This window comes from Paenibacillus sp. GbtcB18, from assembly GCF_019091125.1.
In the GTDB taxonomy this organism is placed as follows: Bacteria; Bacillota; Bacilli; order Paenibacillales; family NBRC-103111; genus Paenibacillus_F; species Paenibacillus_F chitinolyticus.
The window spans coordinates 1-371 of sequence record NZ_JAGXJX010000179.1 but is presented as its reverse complement, the minus strand read 5'-3'; the positions used below and the strand labels follow the sequence as shown (position 1 = coordinate 371).

The window sequence follows — 371 nt, the reverse complement described above, 5'->3', positions numbered from 1 at the left end:
ACAAAGAAACGATCTTTTGACCAATCACGCATTGTTTCGTCTGATCCTTCTTGCCTCCAAGAAAATGTTTGAATGAGCTGACCTGCAACTAACGCCGCAAACGCTGATGTTTGCGCTACTACAAGAGGCACACCAGCAGCTAAACTCATACCGAATAAAGCAAGCGATCCTACTTCTAGCAATATTCCTCGCGTCACAACCTTTTTGTATAGCTCTTTATCCACAATATCTTGGCGTTTCGTTTGCTTCGTTTTGTTCCCAGGATTTACAGCTAAAATCATTGCCGGTAAAGCATCTGTAATAAGGTTCATTTATAAAATTTGGATTGGCACTAACGGAAACGGCATCCCTGCAATAACAGCTGCACTTGT

At 42.0% G+C, this 371-nt stretch carries 1 pseudogene; it reads right to left on the bottom strand.

Annotated features, from left to right (window positions below):
* A pseudogene (locus tag KVT34_RS30000) lies at positions 1-371 on the bottom strand (cation transporting ATPase C-terminal domain-containing protein); the annotation flags it as partial.